The following is a 20,772-nucleotide window of genomic DNA, read 5'->3' on the forward strand; positions in this document are numbered from 1 at the left end:
TGCCGTTTACTAGATACTCGAAAGGTAAAACTCATATTACATGGCAACAGTGTAAACGACGTGGTTATTTTATAAATTAATGATGAAACACATATACAAAGACAAGTGCTGGAAGTTGTGGGATTTTTAAATCTAACATATAGTTGTTTATACTTACCTAAAAGTATTATCTTACTTTTATTGTTCAGAGCTAATAAGTAGTGGTATTAATTTGAAATATACTCAACCTAAAAAAAGTTACTTTAATGTAATCAATTTTATAGTTGCTGTTATTTTAATATGTCCAATGATTAGTTATGCAAAATTTAACAAAATAACACTCGATCAAATTACGGTTAAGGACGGGTTATCCCAAGTATCTATTAATAGCATTAGTCAGGATGATGATGGGTTTCTTTGGATATCAACAGAGTCTGGCCTTGAACTATATGACGGATATACCTTCACTAAAATAGAAGGACCTGATAACGATTTTTCACAATATAGTGCAGGAAAAACAGTCCAATCAGCGAATGGATTAATGTGGTTACACCTCTATGGTAAAGGTTTGTATAGCTTTAATAAAAGCACTAATGAGTTTGACCTACTCTTAAATAACAATCAATTAGAGTCTGATGATTGGGTTATGGATTACTTGCCACAAAAAGATGGAACCGTTTGGCTTGCGACAAGTAAATACATAGCGACTATTGATGTTAAAACTAAAGTTTATAAACAAATTGTTAACTTAAAAAAGTATCTAGGTGATTCTGCAATATATCAAATCATTTTACATAACAACTATCTATATATAGCCAGTAAAGAAGGCACTATTGTTTATCAATTATCAACAGGCCAAGTAGCTAAATTACCTCAAATCACCAAGATAACTGCGCAAAGTGCTGATCTAAAACCTATACAAGCAAATAAAATTTATACCTTAAGTATTCTTAATCAGACCTTGTTTTTGGGAACAAACGATGGTGTTTACTCATTAAATATTCAACAAATCGACTCGCTTTTTGCAATGGGAGAAGATAATGAATTACCGCAGTATCAAACTATTTTTAAACATCTATCGGTCTGGGATTTTTTTATAGAAAAGGAACTATTAATTATTGGTGCTGCGGATGGGCTGTATCGATATAACGCTGTTACGCAGCAAGGACAATTTTTATTCAGCTTTGATGAATATGCTCCCTCTTTTGCGAATAATACGGTTAAGTCATTAATTGTCGACCAAGATGGCTACTACTGGCTAGTGAGTAATAGCCAAGGTTTGTTAAAATGGAATCCTAACTTAGGCTTAGTTGAGAATTATAATTATTACAAAGGTCGTGACAACAGCTTAACCAGTAATAATGTTACGGGCATTTTGCCTGATAAAAACGATGATAACTTATTCTGGATTTCAACCGATAATGGCTTAAATTTACTAAATAGAAACACCCAACACGTTGAACAATTCTTCGCCCTGAAAAACTCAAAGACGACATTTACCGCAAGCAATATAGTTTCATTACACTATGGTAGCAATAAAACTATTTGGTTAAATACTTCTGTAGGATTAAGACTTTTTGATATTAAAAGCAAAGCAATCATACCAATACCTTTTGAAGCAAGTTTTTTAGAAAAGCTAACTGTTGATTACCCCGTTTATTTCACTACCGATAAATACCTTTGGTTCACTCAAACGGATCAACTACTTATGATTGATCAAGAATCTGGTCAATCAACTGATTTCAGTAAAGTAATGACTGATGCTGGCATTAAAGATATTTGGTTTTTTTTCAAATCACCAAATCAGGATAAAGAAATTTGGTTTAGTACAACAAAAGCATTATGGATGTTTAATACTCAGTATCAAACGTTTAAGAAAATATATGAACATATCAACATGAGCGAAACTGAGTGGTCTTTTATTGATAGTTTTGTAGTTGATGCTGAAAAATCTCTGCTATGGGTAGCCCATACATCAAAAGGTATTTATGGTATCTCCCTAGAAACACAGGAGGTTCTTCATACTTTCAACAATCAAAACAGTATTCTAGACAACAATCTATATGGTCTACAGCAGGACTCGCAAGGAGACCTTTGGATCTCAACTCATGATGGTATTTATTCGATTGATACACGCTCTTTTCATATCAGAAAATTTGGTATTCATCATGGCTTTTTAGGTATGGAATTTAATGGTGGCGCGCATGCAAAATCATCAACCGATGAATTGGTTTACGGTTCGGTGAATGGCGTTTCTTTTTTCGATCCTTTGGCCTTAAAAGAAAAAGGCCTGACCAAAAATAAAAATGTTTTTGTCACTAAAGTTGATTTACTTACACGGCATTTAGAAGATGCTTATATATTTAACTCAAATAAGGTAGTAGAACTTAAATATGACGATGTGGGCATTAGGGTTGATTTTACCACCTTTGATTTTTCAAAATCTAAAGACATAATGTTTGAGTATTCTTTAACAAGTAACAGCACGGTGAACTATCCTTCGACCTATGAAAATCATATTATTTTTCCAAGTTTAGAGTCAGGGAAGCATACTTTAGCTATTCGGGCTAAGTCGCCTATTACAGGCGATTATTCACCACTAACTTATATTAAATTTAACGTTTCTTATGCACCTTGGGCATCACCTACCGCCTATATTCTGTATTTTATTTTAGTTATCTCTGCATTCAGTTTTTGGATAAATAAAAGACGTAAACAACGTGATGCTCTGTTGGCTGCTCATGAACAAGTTGTCTTTAGAGAAAACCGTTTACAGCTAGCATTAAAAGGTAGTAACAGTGACGTATGGGATTGGCACGCTCAGACGAATAGTTTTTCTGCTAATCGTTTTAAACATAATGTAAGCCTAATAGAAAATGCCTATACCTTCCCTATAAAAGTATTTATCAATGATATTCATCCAGATGATAAAGCGACCTTTCTTGCTGCTTGGCAACAATTTATTGATAAAGCTGATGTTAATGTAACCTTTACTTTTACCTATAGACTAAAAGGCGAACATAATGAATGGCGATGGTATAAAGATTTAGGGAAAATTGTAGAAATTGATGATAATAAAAAGCCTATACGGGTTACGGGTTCCTATACCAATATCACTCAATCTAAGGCTGATGAAGAACGTGCCCAATATTACGGAGAAGCATTTAGACATACAAAAGATTGGGTATTAATTATTAATCAAGATTTCACCAAGGTGACTTCAAATCAAGCAATGAGGAATATATTTGGCTGGGAAGAAGAACAGCCATTTAATGACTCATTAATTGGTATAGACAGAAAAAAGATAAAATATTATAGCGATGTAGCATTAAGTTTAGGTGTAAATGATCATTGGCGTGGAGAAGAGCTTGTTACTTCTGCAGCAGGAGATAAATATAATGTACTGGTCAAAATTAATGTTGGTATAAATAGTAATAACAGTCTTCATTATATTATGGTGATGACCGATATTACCGCTCAAAAGCTCGCTGAAAGCGAACTACGCTATATGGCTAATTACGATCACTTAACGGGGCTACCTAATCGGAGTTTACTCATTGAGCGGATTGATCATGCAATAGAATTATCAGCAAGAAACAAAAATATTTTAGCGATATTTTTTATTGATTTAGACCGCTTCAAACAAGTCAATGATACGCTAGGTCATGATGTTGGTGATCGATTATTGAAAGTTATCACACAACGATTAACCAAAGTCTTTCGTCAAGAAGATACTCTGGCAAGACTTGGCGGTGATGAGTTTGTCGTATTGCTAGAAAGCTTTTCATCAATAGATAAGCTTTCACAAATTGCACAAAAAATTATCGATACCATTGAGCAACCGATAACACTACAAGATACTATGGTCTGTATTGGTTCAAGTATTGGTATTTCTATTTACCCTGAAGATGGCATGGATTCAGCTGAGCTTTTAAGAAATAGCGATATTGCAATGTACTGTGCGAAACAAAATGGTCGAAATATCTATCAATATTTTGAACCATCAATGACTGAAGCAGCAGCTAAACGACTTGCTCTTGAAGCAAATTTAAAGCAAGCCGTAAAACAGAAGCAATTTATCAATCATTACCAACCCATTGTTGATGCACATTATGGCAAAGCGGTTGGCGTAGAAATGTTAATGCGCTGGCCTACCGACAACGGCATGATTTCTCCCATGGAGTTTATTCCTTTAGCCGAAGATTTAAATCTTATTATTTCGATGACAGAAGTAGCGTTAAACACAGCATTACAAGACTTAATAGTATGGCGTAGCTTTCGAACTGATTTTTATTTATCCATTAATATTTCTGCTAGTCATTTTAGTAAAGGAGAACTTGTCACTTTTATTACGAGAATATTAAATGAGTTTGATTTACCTACCTCAGCAATAAAACTAGAAGTTACTGAATCTGCATTTATCTCTGAACCTGAAAAAGCGATTGAGAAAATGAATCAGCTAAAAGCTATAGGTATCAAGTTATCGCTTGATGATTTTGGCACCGGTTATTCGTCTCTATCTTACTTAAGATTACTCCCGTTAGATGTTATAAAAATTGACAGAAGCTTTATCTCTAACATTGGTGAAAACAACGCAGACGAAGCGATAATAGAGGCGACGATAAGCCTTGCACAAAAATTAGGCATGAGTTGTGTTGCTGAGGGTGCTGAAACCAAAGAACAAATTGACTTCCTGGTTTCTAGAAATTGTCATTACATTCAAGGGTATTTTTACAGTAAACCCGTATCCAGTGAACAAATTATTTCATTGTTAGAAATGAATAAACCTGAGTATATATCACCTAGGTGATTTTTTTAAACGTGATCTCTTGCGTTTAATAAAGCTGACACCCACTTTATTAGCAGATTTTCACGCATATGAGTACACCAGACGCTCCTCCTTTAACTACTTGATTGTAATCACATATATGGCTAACTGCTCAACTTTATGAGTAACTGCTTTTGTTTCTTTGATAAGTGTTCGAGTTGTTTTGTATAGTTTTCTTTTGATTTTTAGCTTTTTTTTGAAAAAATTTATGGCAAAAATCGTATATAACTCAGTGCGAAAGAATTCAATTTACCATAGGTTCTTCACTCTCCTATCATACGAAATTCATGTGTTTAAAAAGCTTTTCAGATTGTTTTTTTTACGAGTGGTAGAAAATAAATAGTCAAACTTTGAAGTGATTTTTTATCTGACAAAAATAATTATGTTGCTAGAAGAAATGCAAGAACGTAAAGCGGCTGATGTTCGAATTATTGGTAATTTCCACAAAGTACAAAAGCTTAACCGCCACTTAAATCGCCTTCAACCAGTATAAAAATGAAGAAGAATCGTTTTGATGTTTATGTGAATCAGGCAATTCCTAAAAACAATTAACCTTGTATCCCTCGTTTAAACAGTCGTTAAGATGAATAACGGACTACGCTGTATTTACGCAAGCCCTCGAAACGACTTTCACTGGGCTTGCGGTACATTTTAGCCTCTTGAGTTAAAATCAATCAGATCTAACCACAACACACTTCATACTTGTTCAGTAAACATTTGTCATAAAACCGCAACAAAGATCAGTAAGAATCGGCATTAATTTATCTGTGAATACCCTTCAAGGATTGACTATGCGAGTATCAAGTTTTTCACGACTGTCTGTTATTGCCATTAGTATTTTTGCCGTTATATTCGTTGCAACTATGTATCATGTTGGAACTTCTCTTACATCAAGTCGGGGCCAGTACGCTGAATATCATGCATTAAAAACGTTAACCACCGTTAAGTTTTATCGCACCATTGCAACCTATCTACAAACTGGTGATGCCAGCATGCTTAATGCAGCACAAGAGCAACTCAACGAAATAATTACACGATCAACAAGCTTAGATATTGGTAACTTAAGCCATAACATTACTGAAGAAGCGGGCAAACTTAATAAAAATATTGAAACAAAGTATCGTGCCATGGGTAAGTTAAGTGGTAACCCACTCGCTTTGCTTCGTAACAGCGAACAGAATATGGTAGCTATTACTCACTCGCTGATAAAATATGCCTCTGAAAGTGAGGCGCTAGACGAACAGCAACGCATAAATTATTTAGTGACAATCGGCACTATTGCTCGCGCATTAAACTATTTAATCAACACGCGTGAAAAGTTGTTCCTTAGCCAAAACATTAGCGATACCGGCTTTAAAAATGCATTACAAGAATTAGCACAACGGCATCAACAATTAACAAACTATCCTTTATTGGCTATTTTCCTTGAAAGCGACAGTAATACTGATGAAGATGACTTTTTTTCCAATGACGATGACAAAGAAGACATCAGTGAAGAAGCGATTGATGAACTCAATTCACTCATTAATCGTTATCAAAGTGAGTTTGAAAACACCCTAAACTCACAGAATCAGCGCACCGCTGGCTTAGCACTACTCAAGAAAAATGTTACTGCATTAGAAGATATTATTCTTATCGCTGAAACAGAAATACTAAAGAAACAACAAGTGTTGAATCAGCAACTTTATCGAATAGTTATTGGTTTGCTATCCTTTTTAATCTGTTTCTTAGTCGCCAATTACTGGTTGCAACGCAGTGTTATTTTAAATCCGTTACGTAAATTACGAAATGGTTTTGTTCAACTTGTTGAACAAGGAAAGGTTGATAACATTACTGATATTTCAGCGGAAACTGAGCTTGGAGAAATATCGTCCAGTTTTAATAAAATGGTCAACAAACTTGCACAAGATGATAAAGCAAAAGCACAACAGCTTGATTTGGTCGCCAAAGCATTAACAACCATGGAAAGCCAAGTTAAAAACATTTATCAATCGTCAAATAGTACCAGCACGCATGTGCAAGGTGCTCGTGAAATAATGGATGCACTTGGGCAAGCAACTGAAACAGTCAATGCTTTATCAGAACAAGTTGTTAATAACGCAAAAGCCACTCAACAGGCAATGGAAACAAGTCAAAGCCGAGTTGCACAAGTGCTCGCCGCAAGCGACTCAACCAGCATCGCGGCACAACAAAGTAAAAGCGCAATAACCTCACTCTTTCAATCTGTTGATAGTGTTACCTCTATTGTTGACGTTATTAGTGCCATTGCCGACCAAACTAACCTACTGGCTTTAAACGCGGCAATTGAAGCCGCAAGAGCGGGTGAACACGGCAGAGGTTTTTCTGTCGTTGCCGATGAAGTCAGGCAACTAGCCGGTAAAACTCAAGATTCACTTAAACAGATATCACAACGCTTAGACCAACTGCAAAGTGCCAGTAATTCAATTGAAAAAACAATTATTGATATAGAAACAGCATCCCTCAATCAAAAAACAATTGCTGACCAATTACAAGAAACTGCGTTAGAAGTGACCGGACAGGCTAAAATATCCGCCACGGTCGCACAAGACTCTCTGACGCAAATAACGCTGCAACGCCAACATTTTATCGCTTTTGAGCAAGCGATGAGTAATGTTGATGAAGAAGTGAGCAACTCTCAAAAGCTTGCTAATATCATTTCAATTGATGTGAATAACCATGTTAGCGATATTGGCTTAACGCTCGATAAAAGCGCATAACACTTAATCATGCTGCTAATTAATTTAACCGTTTTTAACGATAAATAGATGCATGTCGGTGCGCTATATCCTAAAATGAAACAAGTAATGATATTCATTTTAGGATAGTTTATGGCAAAGGCGCTTTGTAAGTGGAAAAAAAAAGACATAGAAAAAAGTCTTCACGAACTTGCTCGTATTGTTGATAAACCATGTTTTATTTGTAAAGACTGTGCGCGTTCTGCAAACAGCAAAGATTTTTTATGTAAAGCGATAATACTGCCTTTACCCCATCAACATAGTTAACGTTAAATGAGAAGAATTTTATGATTGAAGAAAATAAACCCATGCCTTCAGGCGAATTGTCACAGTTAAAAGACGGCAACATGATTACCCATAATACCGATGAGCTTTTTGCCAACAAAAAAGTGGTGCTATTTGCCGTTCCCGGTGCTTTCACCCCAACTTGTTCAGCCGCTCATTTACCCGGCTATGTGGTATCAGCGGATGAATTAAAAGCTAAAGGTGTCGATGCCATTATCTGTTTATCGGTAAATGATGCTTTTGTAATGAATGCGTGGGGCGAAGCACAAAATGCTGAAAATATTATGATGCTTGCTGATGGCGACGGCAGTTACACTAAAGCACTTGGTTTAAGTATGGAGACCGCAGGATTTGGTGGTTTACGTTCTCAGCGTTATGCTATGGTCATTGAAAACGGTACAGTAACAAATTTACATATTGAAAAGCCTAAAGAATTTGAAGTAAGTACCGCTGAATCTATTCTAAAAACACTATAGATGAGATGTAATGATAATGATTTGTGTTGTTTATCATATTGTTTTTTATGACTTTTAAATCTTACAAATCAAAAATGTTACACTTTATAGCTTGTGTCCCAGCCATAGAACAGGCAAAATTTACTGATATTTTTTAATGAGGTACCAACATGTTAAAACCTGAAATGGTCAAACAACTAAATAAACAGATCAACTTAGAGTTTTACTCTTCCAACTTGTACTTACAAATGAGTGCCTGGTGTGAAGAAAAAGGCTTTGAAGGTGCAGCAATATTTATGCGTAAACATGCAGCAGAAGAAATGGACCACATGACACGCTTATTTACTTATGTCAGTGAAACAGGGGCATTACCTATTATAGGTACCATAGATGCGCCGCCACACGAATATAAGTCATTAGCTGACGTTTTCGAAAAAACTTATGAACATGAATGTTCAATTACCGAACGTATCAATTCTTTAGCGCATCAAGCCTTTACTAACCAAGACTATTCAACGTTTAATTTCTTGCAATGGTATGTAGCTGAGCAACATGAAGAGGAGACTTTGTTTAAAAGTGTCTTAGATAAAATTAACTTAGTAGGTCAAGACGGCCATGCTTTATTTTTTGTTGATAAAGATTTAGCCGAAATGGCTAAAGTAGGTACTACAAGTATCATGACGGGCGCACCCGTTTAGTCACAATCAATAATATACCGCATAAAAAAGGCTTCTATATGAAGCCTTTTTAAATAATAACCTCTCATTATTCGTTAAAAAACATATCCTTCACCACGAAAAGTTTTAATCCGTGATTTGTCAGTGTTCACCAATAACTTTTTCCTGATGGTTGAAATATGCATATTAATACTTCGATTAGACTCGACCAGGCTACGCTTAAATATATGCTCAGCGATACTTTCACGGGTAACTAGTTGTGGAAAATCACTCATCAGCAACCACAATAAATTAAATTCTAATCCGGTCAGTGTAACCAACTGGTTGCAGCAATAAACTTCTCGACTACCCGGAAAAATTTCTACATCGGCGATTATAATTTTATCAGATACCAACATTATATTGTTTGATCAAACAAACTCACTTTATAACCAGTAGGAGCAGTATCATCAACTTCAACAACCATAAATTGTTCTTTCGATTCTTCATCTAGGATGAGTTCAAAAGCATTTAAGATGATCTCACTGCTGTTGTCTTGAGCAACCACATAAACTTGGTAGGTATTATTTTTTAAATACACGAGTTCGCTGTTGGCAAAGCTAACGGCTGTTTTATAAAAAGCACTTTCAATGGTTTCATCACTTCGGACAAAATAAATAGTAAACGCACCAAATTCAGTACTGTCGACAAGATTAACCATTTTAATTTCATGATCATAAATACTCGTTCTACTACTATTGCTAACGACTAACGAATGCACATCTAGCTGTATCTCATCAATATTACCATCACCGTCTTCATCAACATCACCATCTCCATCGTCATCGACCGCCACTTCATCAATATAAAAGAAAGCGGTTTTATGGCTATTTTCTCCTAAAGAAAGTAAATGGTTTTTCAACAATAGTTCATTTCCATCACCGACGACCAAATCGACACTGTAGTCTCCTTTAACAAGTTCAATCGGCTGACTTAGCTCACCTAGCGATAAGGCTTCAATTTCTGGCGAGTCGTCTACACCATTTAAATATAAGGAAAATTCACCTTGATAATCAGGTAGTAAATCATGCTTACCAATCGCATTGTACGCATTAAGTTTTGCTTCTGAGTCGGTATTAATAAATGATTCTATGAGTGAATTAGACATTTTATCAAGCATATATGGTGAGCTTCCCACGCCATTATTTTCGCGTATTGCGATGATATATTGGCTACTGTATGAAAAGCTTATATCATTCGATTGAAACAAAATTTCAGTGCTTCCTGGTGTCGTGATATAAAAAATATAATCATCTTGGTCAAATTTTTGATTAACCGATAATTCTTGATAACTATAGCTGCCAATAAAGTTAGCTTCATTGAAGGTTTCATCTGCTTTAGATAAATAGACATCGATACCTTCGCTATCGTCATGCATGTTCAGCACTCTAAAATTGAAGCGATCGTAGGTATCATCATCTTCATCATCAATAATATCTATATCGTAAGTGGTCACTGAAGGCGCTAAAATATCTTCTCCGATAACAATCAATTGAATCGCATCATTGTTAATTTTTATACTATCGGTATAAACGACCGTTAAGTCGCTACTGTCTGTGCTATCGCCATCTTGCCACGCCAGCTCATAGAAGTAAGAGCCATTGTCTACAATGTTTGCGTTTGATGCACTGCCATAAGGGACACCGTTATAAGTAAACTCAATTTCATCGTCACTTGTCGAAAAATCTTCATCTATCGTTAAATAGATCGCAGGAGAATTCTTCGTGGTGTTGTAGAGCTTCACATAACCTTCTGCATTAGAGTCACTATCAGACCCACCGCAGGCTGAAAGACTTAATATTACCGTCGTTACCATTAAAAACTTTATTCTTTTAATGCAAAGTATGTACTTTTTAGTATTCATTGACTCACCTAACTCTTTATTGTTGTCTGCGCTTTATTAGCCGTTTAAATATTGCCAATGAAATTTTGGCAGTTTCAATGGCAATAGAGTCACGTGCTGCTGATTAGTTCTGACATTTACACAATCTTTGCATTTCTTTATCTTGGCGGCTTTTTGTTTAAACAACATCTCGTGTAATAACACGACTATTCAAGATATAATGATTTATAAGAAATAAAGTAAACTTAAAATCATAGGAAAATGCTTTGCAAATTGACGTGTTAGTTATTGGTGCCGGTGCTGCAGGATTGATGTGTGCCGCAACAGCTGGTTATAGAGGCAAAAAAGTCGTTGTCGTCGATATGGGCAAGAAACCAGGCCGTAAAATACTGATCAGTGGTGGCGGACGCTGTAATTTCACTAATGAAGATGCCGGTGCTGAACACTATATTTGCCAAAATCCTCACTTCATAAAATCAGCATTAAGTCGTTATTCAGCACAAGACTTCATTGAACTTGTTGAACGCCATGGCGTAAATTATCATCATAAAACATTAGGGCAGTTATTTTGTGATGACAGTGCAAAAGATATTGTTGACGTTTTGATGACCGAATGTGATTGGGCAGGCGTTGAAGTTAAAATGCGTAATGAAGTACTTTCAGTCACTAAAACTGACAGTGGTTACCAAGTCCAAACAACAGAAGCGAGTTATAGCTGTAAATCATTAGTGGTCGCCTCTGGTGGCTTAACAATGCCGAAGCTTGGCGCAAGTCCTATTGGCTATAAAATAGCAGAACAGTTTGGCTTGAATGTATTACCAACAACAGCGGCATTAGTGCCTTTTACTTTACATGATCACGATAAAACCCGCTTTGATGGTTTATCTGGTATAAGTATATTTACCGAAGTCGCTAGTGACAGCGGCGAAACCTTTAAAGAAAATATTTTATTTACCCATCGAGGTTTGTCTGGCCCCGCCATTTTGCAAATATCCTCTTTTTGGCAAGCAGGTCAAGCAGTAACCATTAATTTGTTACCCGATCACAGCTTAAATGACATCATCGCTGAATGGCGCCAGCATCAAGCGCAAAAATCGCTTAAAAATTTGCTCGCGACCTTACTACCAAAAAGGTTCATTGAGTGCTTAATTGAAAGCAAAGACATTCCTGACAAAGCGGTTAACCAACTCAACCATGCAGAAATTCAAGCCATTCATGCTTTTATTCACCAATGGCAAATCAAGCCTAATGGTACTGAAGGTTATCGAACAGCGGAAGTTACACTTGGCGGTGTTGATACCGACGAATTATCTTCAAAATCTTTTGCCGCCAAAAAGAGCGATGATTTGTATTTTATTGGTGAAGTGATTGACGTTACGGGTTGGTTGGGTGGTTATAATTTTCAAGCGTGCTGGGCTCAAGGAGTGGCGACCGGCTTGGCGGTAGTGTGATAAATAATAGTATCTTAGTCTGCGCTATTCGGGTTGTTATTCTAACGTCTACTGACTCAACTAAGAACTACGCCCTATAAAACCACTACTCATCAGTAGTTATGCAGATTTTTGTTAAACCCCTTTTTAACAAATCTGGTTACGACCATTACATTTCGCTTGGTATAAGCGTTTATCTGCATTATTCATTATTTGGTCAATCGATTTGATCTCATTTGAACTTTCTACCACACCCACTGATACCGTGATCTTTAATGATTCATTTTCAAAAGGAATAATAAGGGCTTCTATTGATGCTCTTATTCGTTCGGCAATGATACTGGCATTATCTTTGTCAGTATTAGGTAATAATATGGCAAATTCTTCTCCACCCACCCTAGCAAAAGTATCATAGTTTCTTAGGTGCGTCTGAACATTGTCTGCAAACCCCTTTAAAAATGCATCACCGGCGGCGTGACCAAATTTATCATTAATATGCTTGAACTTATCTAAGTCCAGAAACATTATTGAAAATATTTTGTTTTTCCTGCTACTTCGATTGAACTCGGCCTCAGCTTTTTCATAAAAATAACGGCGATTATAAATACCGGTAAGAGAGTCTGTAGTAGCAAGCTTTTGAAATTGTTCAGACATAAGCTGTAACGCTCTCGCGTTTGCCTTTTTTTCTGTAATATCTGTGATGTACATATAAAGGTAATCATTGTGAACAATCTGTTCGGTAACGAGAAACCACTGATCTTCTTGGGTATCGACTTCAAACGTTCTATAAGGACAACGTCTTCTCTTCGCTGAGGCATTAGATAACCAAGCTTCTATAGTTGTAAATTCAATATTAATCCCTTTTGAACGATTGAAGCAGTCTGCACTTAGCTCAGAAAAGCTTTTGTTAAGCGCCTCTTCAGCAGACATACCAAATAATCGACCGATAGCATCATTACAATAAATGAGACGATCATCTCTATTGAAAATTCCGACTCCATCTTTAGTTAATGCTAAAGACTCAATGATTATCTTCTCAATTGAAATATCCATCATTTACTTATCCCATTACAAAGATACCGCTAACGTACCTTAGCTAACTCCCAGAGTGCCGTTAACTTATCGACAAATAATTTATCGCCTGTATTTGTCGAAGCAACAAACAGTTTAAAGTTAGTGTCATCAAGACGAGTAACCGTCACTATGGTATTTTCATCTGTTGCTTTGCCATAAGTAACACTGATGTCTTTAATCTCATGAAATTGGACTTTTTCAAGCTGGAAACCATCATTGTCATCTTGCCAATAAGAGAAAACTTCTTTATCGGTAAAGCCATTTCCGTCATCACGAATAGTTAGAAAAGCATCACTATAAAAATAATGGATCGTTTCATCGGCAGCAACAACATTCTGTCGATAAAGATATTTCATGTCGTGTTGCATAATTTCATTTTGCGAAATAACCGAATCACTTGGCAAAAAAGGCGTTTCTTGGGCGACGGTAAAACTCAGCAGTGGTAAACATAATATAATCGCAACAATGCTGTGTATATTCCATCTTGAATTGTACTGAATGGCCTCACTGTTTCGATCGTTAATACTATTAATGTATTTTACAAAAGGAATGAAGAGTAAAGGTAATAGCATTATCAATACATTCAAAACCTTTTGCTCTGTATAGTTACCCACTAATGAGAGTATTAAATACACCAATGCAAAAATTACCGCTATAAAAGGCAGCATCACTTTGTTTTTATCAAAACGTTCAATACTGTCATTTTTTAATGCTAAAAATAGTGGATAGAACCAAATGATAGAAAAGAAACCTCGTACGATTGGCATGATATCGCTTTGCTGCTTTTGTTTAATAACCTGCCAATTTCGATACATCCAATAGGCACTATAAAGTCCAAAGGTAAAAAATGACAGGGTAATAAATTTAACTAGTGCTACAGGAAAAAAATGACTATTAGCAAATACCGGTCGTTTATTAGACTCGATTCGCCAGCTAACAAGAAGTGCAACCAAGCCGATAGCATAAGTCCACATTGCGATAAGCATCCAACTCGCTAAAGGGCTTTCTTCATCGTCAACGTCAACCGTACTGGCTGTCTGTTTCGCATATTTAGTAATGCCGTAGTAAGCTTTACTTCTTAACGTTTTTCTTGCAGCAAGATAACTTTCCACTTCATTTGCCGGAATATGATCAGTCTTAGAGCGGTATTCAAAGGTTAAGTTTAAGATATTATCGGTAAAGGAAACATCGCGTTTAAAAAAGAAAAAATCATTGTCTTCAACGAAGCTATCATCATCAAATTCCCAGTTTTGTTCTTCGAATTCTAAGGTGATTTTATTAATAATATTATTTGGGTAAGCGAACCACAGCGGCGCAACTCTTGCGACTTGCTTGGGCTTATAAACAGCATTTCTGATATCCGTAGGATAGAAGCTTCTTTCATAATCAACCTCTCCTTTTTTCCAAAATTCGTTAATCGTGTAGCTTTCGGCTAATTTCAAAACGCCTGTTGAATAATCTGTTGTAATATCAACGGCGGAAGTAGCTGTTAATTTAGGATAAGTACTTTGATAAAAGGTTTCATAGTCTGTGGAAAGTTTCTTTTTACCCGCTTGTTCAATTTGACTGTGCTTAGTTTGCGCGGTATCACCTAAATATTCACTGACAATATAATAGGGTACTGCTTGCTCTACATTTTCGCCAATAACATAACGGTCTTCAACATGAGTATAAGAATTTGACTGACTATTAGCCATTGATGTTAATGCTGTTTCTCCCGGTTTGACTACCAACGCAAATCCATAATCGGGTTGAAAAAGGTAGGCTAAACGCCCTTCTTGATAACTTAACGTCGGATCTAACCAAATACGTTTACCATTAAATTCTAAGGTAACAATAACGTGATTAAACAAATTAACCGCAGGGAGTTGTTCAACAAGAAATTTAGTTTCTTCGGTATTAACTAAGGCGGGATATGCATCAATGCCCAATGCCTTTAACAGCGTAATAAACAATAAGGCTTTGTCTTTACAGTCGCCATATTTCAACGCTAAGGTTTCATGGGCCGGTGTCGGTAAATGGGAATTAACCCCCATTTCTAAGCCAACATAGCGTATATTGTCTTGCGTATATTTTAATGCTGCTGCAATTTGCTCTGCTTGGCTTTTATTTTTTTGCTGAAGCTCATTAGCAATTTCAATAATCGTTTTATGTTGTTCACTCGGTTGATATAAGGTTTCAGCCCAGACAGCAACATCGCCCCAGTTTTTACTTTCACTAAAGGATACTAAGCCATAAGGTTCATACCAACCCGGCACTTCGCTTGCTGATGACAGTGTTTCAGCGTTATGCATATGCACTTGGTATTCGGTGTACTCACCCAGTTTTTTTTCTGTAATTGGCACTGACACATTGCGCGTGCTGGAAAATAAAGGCTTACTTTTCCCCCAAAGCACTCGAACAAATTGATCTCGTATTGGTACACTCCAACTCAGTGTTCGGCTATAAGCGAAAATACCTTTATAAACCGGGTTGTCGCCATAACGCGTAAAACTATAATCAATGGTGTCACCCTCTTGAATATCGTCAATAAGGATATTGAGTGTTAAGGAGCCATTGTAAATTTGATTTTCTAATTCGGTTTCTCGGTTTAATAATGAAATCTTTGCACTCGACAATTTGTCAATACGTTGCCCATCTCGAATAACGAACAAGGTATTGAGTACCAGCTTTCGGTAAGTAGGGTCAAAATCGAGATTTATTTGCGAGATATAATCAACACCAGCTTGGTTTACAACTGTTTGAACATAGCGAGAATACCAAGCACTTTGTTGTTTTTCAGATAATTTCCTTTGTGAATCCAGTAATTGATAAAATACACCATCGGTTATTTCGTCTACGGGAATGTCTTTTGCTAGTGTGATATCACGAGACTCAACCCAAGTAGGGGCTGCTTCAATATAAATGTCATCATATTTTTCGCCGTGCGTTAAGCCGCTCAGTAAGAGTAATAAGGCACTAACGATAAATATTTTTATTGGGGGTAAAGAATTGAAAATACGCAAAAAAAATCCTTTTTGTTTTTATTATCTAGCTAGTTTGCCTTTAATGAGGTCAATAAAGCAACATTTTTAACAACATTAGCCATGCGAATCAAAAAACTACACTACCCATAAAAGTAAAGTCAGCTTAGGTTTTTCTTGCTATGCTTGTCGAGCTACACTGTCGCCCTACAATTCAAGCGTAAATAATCTATGACTATAAATATAGAGACCAGCAACTGCCCTCTTTGCCAACAAAAAAATCGTTGTGATGTCAATTCACCTCAGCAATGTTGGTGCACTTTAGAAAAAGTGCCCAAAGCCTTAATTCAACAAGTTCCTGATAAAGCCAAGGGTAAAAGTTGTATCTGCCAAGCATGTATTAGAAAATTTAATTTAACTGAAAAAGATAACTTCACAGCACTTTAACGAAATTCTCAACTCGCTAATCTTTTAAATATTTAGCACTGCAAGCACTTAATCAACAGAGAAAAAAACACTTTCCCTATTTACTGTAAATGTTACTACTGAGTGTTTTCTCTTTATGTCCTAATACCAAGGAAAAGCAATGTTAGCTGATGCACAAAAAATAGCGGTAACATTAACTGGAACTCGTCGCCCGTGGAGCGCTACAGCAACGTTAGGGTTAACCTTACTGTTTTTTATCCTCTACTTTATTATTTCGATTACTGTTCTTGCTATAGCCGCAGGCATAGAAGTCGCCGCACCAGCAATGAGTATAGATCGCGTCCTAACCGCTGGAGTAAAAATAAGTCAAAGATTAGCACTCGATGGTGACTTTAATGCGATTAACTATCTGATCACGGCTTTATGTTTAACCCCCTTGATCTTTTATTGCGCAGCAAGAAGAAAGCTAACAACAGCTGCGGCCTATTTAGGTTTTAACAAATGGCCAAATAAAGCCAACTTCATTAATTATAATCTTGTCCTAATAGGTTATTTTATCTTTTCTTACTTTGCCTCAGATGCCTTAGGTATAAAAACGCCACAAAGTATGATAAATATTTATAACACTACTGATTATCTATTCTTGCTCTTTATTGCCGTCGTGATAGCCGCCCCATTTTTTGAAGAACTTATTTTTAGGGGCTTTATCTTTAAAGGATTAGCAAGCTCGCCTTTAGGTGTTATTGTTACGATTATTATAACCAGTGTGTTATTTACTTTAATTCATGCGGGCCAGTACGATATAAACATACTCGTGGTATTATTTCCTTTAGCCATTATTTTAGGTGTATCACGCTATAGTAGCGGTGGTATTTACCTACCGATTTACCTGCACTTTATAAATAATTTATACTCCAGTGTAACTATGTATTTATTCATGAACTAGCTAGATAGCGATAACATTAACCCTAGTGAGATTAATTCATTTCATTATTAACGATGAGCGTAGCAATGAACGAACTTTATCCAGAAATCACACCTTTTGATCATTTTTTATTACCCGTTGGTGACCAACATAAACTCTATGTAGAACAATGTGGTAATCCAAAAGGACAAGCCGTTGTTTTTATTCATGGTGGACCAGGAGCCGGGAGTTCAGCCAATGACCGACGTTTCTTTGATCCTGAGAAATATCTCATTATATTATTTGACCAACGTGGCTGTGGTCGTTCGTTGCCTTTTGGTAGTTTAGATAATAATAATACTCAGTTATTAGTTGCCGATATTGAGAAAATTCGTCTAAAGCTAAAGATTAAAAAATGGCATGCTTTTGGTGGTTCTTGGGGATCAACACTGGCTTTAGTCTATGCACAAACTCACCCTGAATCAGTGATCAGCTTGGTATTACGCGGTATTTTTTTAGGGCGTGCCGAGGATACTCGATGGGCATTTGAAGGCGGAGGTGGTACTCGAATTTTTCCTGATTATTGGCAAGAGTATCTTGATGCTCTGCCTAATGGTGAAATTCAGACCGGTGTTAAAACAGCCTACGACATTATGACAGGTGACGATAAAGTAGCTGCAGAGCGAGTTGCTCAAGCATGGGCTAAATGGGAGATCCGTTGTTGCACGCTAAAGCCTAACGAAGAGTTTGTTGCTGCACTCACCGGCGATGATTCTTCTTGGACTCTCTCTCGCCATGAAGCTCATTATATGGTGCATGGCTGCTTTTTGTCGGAAAATCAGATACTAAAAAATTGTCATAAGATTGAAAATATTCCTATGGTTATTGTTCATGGCCGTTACGATATTGTCTGCCCTTTTGACAATGCTTGGCTCTTACATCAACAACTGCCAAATTCTACATTGTTCAGTACAATTGCTGGCCATGCTTCAATTGAACCGGAAACAAGAGATCAGTTAATTAATGCCACCAATAAAATGCTAACGCTATAATATTGTTTATTATGAGCTTTTTTTAATGATATGGCTTGCTTACTTTCATTATTGTTAAAAGTACTACTGTAAAAAATAGTAATAATTCTCTACACTAAGCCAATAATTATACAATATAAAACGCTTAGGATTAAAAAATGAGAATTGCCCCCACAGTTCTTTTAGCATTAATAGTGTCTTTTTCAAGTCACTCATTACCTGTTAAAGACAACGTTACACATTATAAAGTGACTTTCGAAAACGCGGTTCATCATGAAGCGCGAATTTCGGTAACCTTTCCAGACATTGAAAGCCAAGTTTTGACCGTTCAAATGAGCCGCACCTCTCCAGGGCGCTATGCTTTACATGAATTTGCTAAAAACGTTTATAACGTGACTGCTGTAAACAGTATGGGCGAGCCCTTAGAAATTACGCGACCTAACCCTTATCAGTGGGCAATCGACAATCACGATGGTGAGGTAACCGTAACGTACACCTTATTTGGTGACCGCGCTGATGGTACTTATGCTCAAATAGACAGAACACATGCTCACTTGAATATTCCTGCTACGTTTATGTGGGCATCAAACCATGAGAAGCGTCCTATAAAAGTAACATTTGAACCTTTTAGTTCAACATGGAAAGTGGCCACTCAGCTACAAAAAACCCAAGATAAATATACCTTCACTGCCCCCAACTTAGCCTATTTTATGGACAGCCCAACAGAGCTTAGTGACCACCAAGTAAAAAGCTGGACTGTTCACTCAAGTGGCAAAGATTACCAAATTAACTTAGCTGTGCATCACAATGGTCTAGAGGAAGATTTAGTTGAATTTACCCGTCAAGCTAAAGCTGTAGTTGCTGAACAAATTAAAGTTTATGGCGAATTACCTGCTTTTGATTACGGAGAATACACTTTTATTGCCTGTTATTTACCCCACGTCAATCGCGATGGCATGGAGCATAGAAACTCAACAATTCTCACTAATACTCAATCATTAGATGAAGGGAATTTTTCACAATTAGGCACCTTATCACATGAGTTCTTTCATGCTTGGAATGTTGAACGCATAAGACCTAAAGCGTTAGAACCTTTTAACTTCAGTGCTCATAACATGACAACAAACTTATGGTTCGCCGAAGGTTTTACTTCTTACTATGACAAATTAATGATCCGCAGAGCGCAAGAGTCTACGGTTGATGAATACTTAAAAGCTGTTACCAAGACGGTTAATCAGGTTGAGCAAGTACCTGGTCGAAAATTTTTCACCCCTGAAGGTGCGAGTATGCTGGCAACGTTTACTGATGCGGGTACTGCTATTGATAAAACTAATTTTAGTAATACCTTTTTCAGCTATTACAGCTATGGCAGTGCCATGGCATTAGCACTAGATTTATCTATTCGCCAGCAATTTCCAGGAAAATCACTTGATGATTTTATGAGAAAAATGTGGACAGATTTTGGTAAACCAGAAATTCCTTACACCCGTGAAGATTTGCGCCACACCTTAGGGACTTTATTAAATAATGATACCTTTGCTAAGCAGTTCTTTGAGCAATATATTTATGGACAAGTAAAACCTGATTACGCATCACTATTAACTCATGCTGGCTTAAAAATAGTTAGTGCTCACCCAGGTGATGCTTTTTTAGGTCAGGTTAAATTTAATTTTAGTGGCGAAGCTGCCATTATTGAGAAACCAATAAAAATTGGCTCTCCTCTTTATCAAGCAGGTCTTGAACGTACTGACCAAATAGTTAAAGTAGGTCGAAGAACTATAGGTAACGACAGTCAATGGACAAGTGCATTAGAGCAATTTAAACCGGGTGAAAGTACAACGATTAAATACATTCAACGTGGCGAAAAACTATCAACCACGATTATCTTTATTGAAAATCCAGAAGTGAAAGTAATAGCCCTAGATGATGAAGAGATAAGTGAATCACAAAAAGCATTTTTATTGGCATGGCTTGGCGCAGATAAACCAAAAGAAAATAGCGATAAAAATAAATAGAGTCCTAACTCCTAACCTGTAAAAGTTATGCGAGAAGTAAAGTTAACCTAACCATTAACTTTACTTC

At 36.6% G+C, this 20,772-nt stretch carries 14 protein-coding genes; 10 read left to right on the forward strand and 4 right to left on the reverse strand.

The annotated features are described in order from the left end of the window. Positions 1-211 precede the first annotated feature (211 nt). The 5 genes from H4J76_RS11120 (at position 212) to ftnA (ending at position 9,001) form a co-directional block, all read left to right on the forward strand. Positions 212-4,789, forward strand: a complete 4,578-nt coding sequence (locus H4J76_RS11120) for an EAL domain-containing protein (RefSeq protein WP_182215322.1) — start codon at positions 212-214, stop codon at positions 4,787-4,789. An 809-nt stretch (positions 4,790-5,598) separates the two neighbouring features. Next, the gene (locus H4J76_RS11125) at positions 5,599-7,545 is read left to right on the forward strand and encodes a methyl-accepting chemotaxis protein (protein WP_182215320.1); all 1,947 of its coding nucleotides are present in this window, start codon (positions 5,599-5,601) and stop codon (positions 7,543-7,545) included. Between the two features lie 111 nt (positions 7,546-7,656). Further along, positions 7,657-7,830, forward strand: coding sequence for a hypothetical protein (locus H4J76_RS11130; RefSeq protein WP_182215318.1), 174 nt, complete (start codon positions 7,657-7,659; stop codon positions 7,828-7,830). Between the two features lie 20 nt (positions 7,831-7,850). Then, on the forward strand, positions 7,851-8,324 hold the full coding sequence (locus tag H4J76_RS11135) for a peroxiredoxin (protein ID WP_182215316.1): 474 nt from the start codon (positions 7,851-7,853) through the stop codon (positions 8,322-8,324). Between the two features lie 149 nt (positions 8,325-8,473). Then, positions 8,474-9,001 (forward strand): non-heme ferritin, encoded by a 528-nt coding sequence (ftnA, locus tag H4J76_RS11140; protein ID WP_182215314.1) that lies wholly within the window; start codon positions 8,474-8,476, stop codon positions 8,999-9,001. Between the two features lie 74 nt (positions 9,002-9,075). Here the strand turns inward: ftnA and H4J76_RS11145 are convergent, their stop codons facing one another. Further along, the gene (locus tag H4J76_RS11145; RefSeq protein ID WP_182215312.1) at positions 9,076-9,378 is read right to left on the reverse strand and encodes a winged helix-turn-helix domain-containing protein; all 303 of its coding nucleotides are present in this window, start codon (positions 9,376-9,378) and stop codon (positions 9,076-9,078) included. Next, complete coding sequence (locus tag H4J76_RS11150; RefSeq protein ID WP_182230600.1) at positions 9,378-10,883, reverse strand: hypothetical protein; 1,506 nt, start codon at positions 10,881-10,883, stop codon at positions 9,378-9,380. Before H4J76_RS11150 ends, H4J76_RS11145 begins: the two co-directional genes overlap by 1 nt. A gap of 245 nt (positions 10,884-11,128) precedes the next feature. Here H4J76_RS11150 and H4J76_RS11155 point away from each other — a divergent pair, with 245 nt between their 5' ends. Then, positions 11,129-12,313 carry an NAD(P)/FAD-dependent oxidoreductase gene (locus H4J76_RS11155; protein ID WP_259364703.1) on the forward strand — a complete coding sequence of 395 codons (1,185 nt, stop codon included), beginning with the start codon at positions 11,129-11,131 and terminating at the stop codon, positions 12,311-12,313. Positions 12,314-12,439: 126 nt separating this feature from the next. Here the strand turns inward: H4J76_RS11155 and H4J76_RS11160 are convergent, their stop codons facing one another. Next, entirely contained in the window at positions 12,440-13,348 is a 909-nt protein-coding gene (locus H4J76_RS11160; protein WP_182230601.1) for a GGDEF domain-containing protein, read from the reverse strand. Positions 13,349-13,374: 26 nt separating this feature from the next. Further along, positions 13,375-16,371, reverse strand: a complete 2,997-nt coding sequence (locus H4J76_RS11165) for a DUF3857 domain-containing protein (RefSeq protein WP_182215306.1) — start codon at positions 16,369-16,371, stop codon at positions 13,375-13,377. Between the two features lie 189 nt (positions 16,372-16,560). Between H4J76_RS11165 and H4J76_RS11170 the strand changes: the two genes are divergently transcribed. From H4J76_RS11170 to H4J76_RS11185, 4 genes are all read left to right on the forward strand, one after another. Beyond that, positions 16,561-16,776, forward strand: coding sequence for a cysteine-rich CWC family protein (locus tag H4J76_RS11170; protein ID WP_182215305.1), 216 nt, complete (start codon positions 16,561-16,563; stop codon positions 16,774-16,776). A gap of 139 nt (positions 16,777-16,915) precedes the next feature. Next, positions 16,916-17,701, forward strand: a complete 786-nt coding sequence (locus H4J76_RS11175) for a CPBP family intramembrane glutamic endopeptidase (RefSeq protein ID WP_182215303.1) — start codon at positions 16,916-16,918, stop codon at positions 17,699-17,701. A 65-nt stretch (positions 17,702-17,766) separates the two neighbouring features. Beyond that, positions 17,767-18,711: a prolyl aminopeptidase gene (gene pip / locus H4J76_RS11180; RefSeq protein ID WP_182215301.1), complete on the forward strand. Its 945-nt coding sequence runs from the start codon at positions 17,767-17,769 to the stop codon at positions 18,709-18,711. Between the two features lie 137 nt (positions 18,712-18,848). Next, positions 18,849-20,705: a M61 family metallopeptidase gene (locus tag H4J76_RS11185; RefSeq protein ID WP_182230602.1), complete on the forward strand. Its 1,857-nt coding sequence runs from the start codon at positions 18,849-18,851 to the stop codon at positions 20,703-20,705. Positions 20,706-20,772 lie beyond the last annotated feature (67 nt).

Origin of the sequence: Colwellia sp. BRX9-1 (genome assembly GCF_014077195.1) — a bacterium.
In the GTDB taxonomy this organism is placed as follows: Bacteria; Pseudomonadota; Gammaproteobacteria; order Enterobacterales; family Alteromonadaceae; genus Colwellia_A.

Excerpts from the sequence above, each read along its gene's own strand:
- H4J76_RS11175 (WP_182215303.1), top strand. The coding sequence starts at position 16,916 with ATGTTAGCTGATGCACAAAAAATAGCGGTAACATTAACTGGAACTCGT.
- H4J76_RS11160 (WP_182230601.1), bottom strand. The coding sequence starts at position 13,348 with ATGATGGATATTTCAATTGAGAAGATAATCATTGAGTCTTTAGCATTA.
- H4J76_RS11185 (WP_182230602.1), top strand. The coding sequence starts at position 18,849 with ATGAGAATTGCCCCCACAGTTCTTTTAGCATTAATAGTGTCTTTTTCA.
- H4J76_RS11125 (WP_182215320.1), top strand. The coding sequence starts at position 5,599 with ATGCGAGTATCAAGTTTTTCACGACTGTCTGTTATTGCCATTAGTATT.
- ftnA (WP_182215314.1), top strand. The coding sequence starts at position 8,474 with ATGTTAAAACCTGAAATGGTCAAACAACTAAATAAACAGATCAACTTA.
- H4J76_RS11130 (WP_182215318.1), top strand. The coding sequence starts at position 7,657 with ATGGCAAAGGCGCTTTGTAAGTGGAAAAAAAAAGACATAGAAAAAAGT.
- pip (WP_182215301.1), top strand. The coding sequence starts at position 17,767 with ATGAACGAACTTTATCCAGAAATCACACCTTTTGATCATTTTTTATTA.
- H4J76_RS11150 (WP_182230600.1), bottom strand. The coding sequence starts at position 10,883 with ATGAATACTAAAAAGTACATACTTTGCATTAAAAGAATAAAGTTTTTA.
- H4J76_RS11170 (WP_182215305.1), top strand. The coding sequence starts at position 16,561 with ATGACTATAAATATAGAGACCAGCAACTGCCCTCTTTGCCAACAAAAA.
- H4J76_RS11135 (WP_182215316.1), top strand. The coding sequence starts at position 7,851 with ATGATTGAAGAAAATAAACCCATGCCTTCAGGCGAATTGTCACAGTTA.
- H4J76_RS11145 (WP_182215312.1), bottom strand. The coding sequence starts at position 9,378 with ATGTTGGTATCTGATAAAATTATAATCGCCGATGTAGAAATTTTTCCG.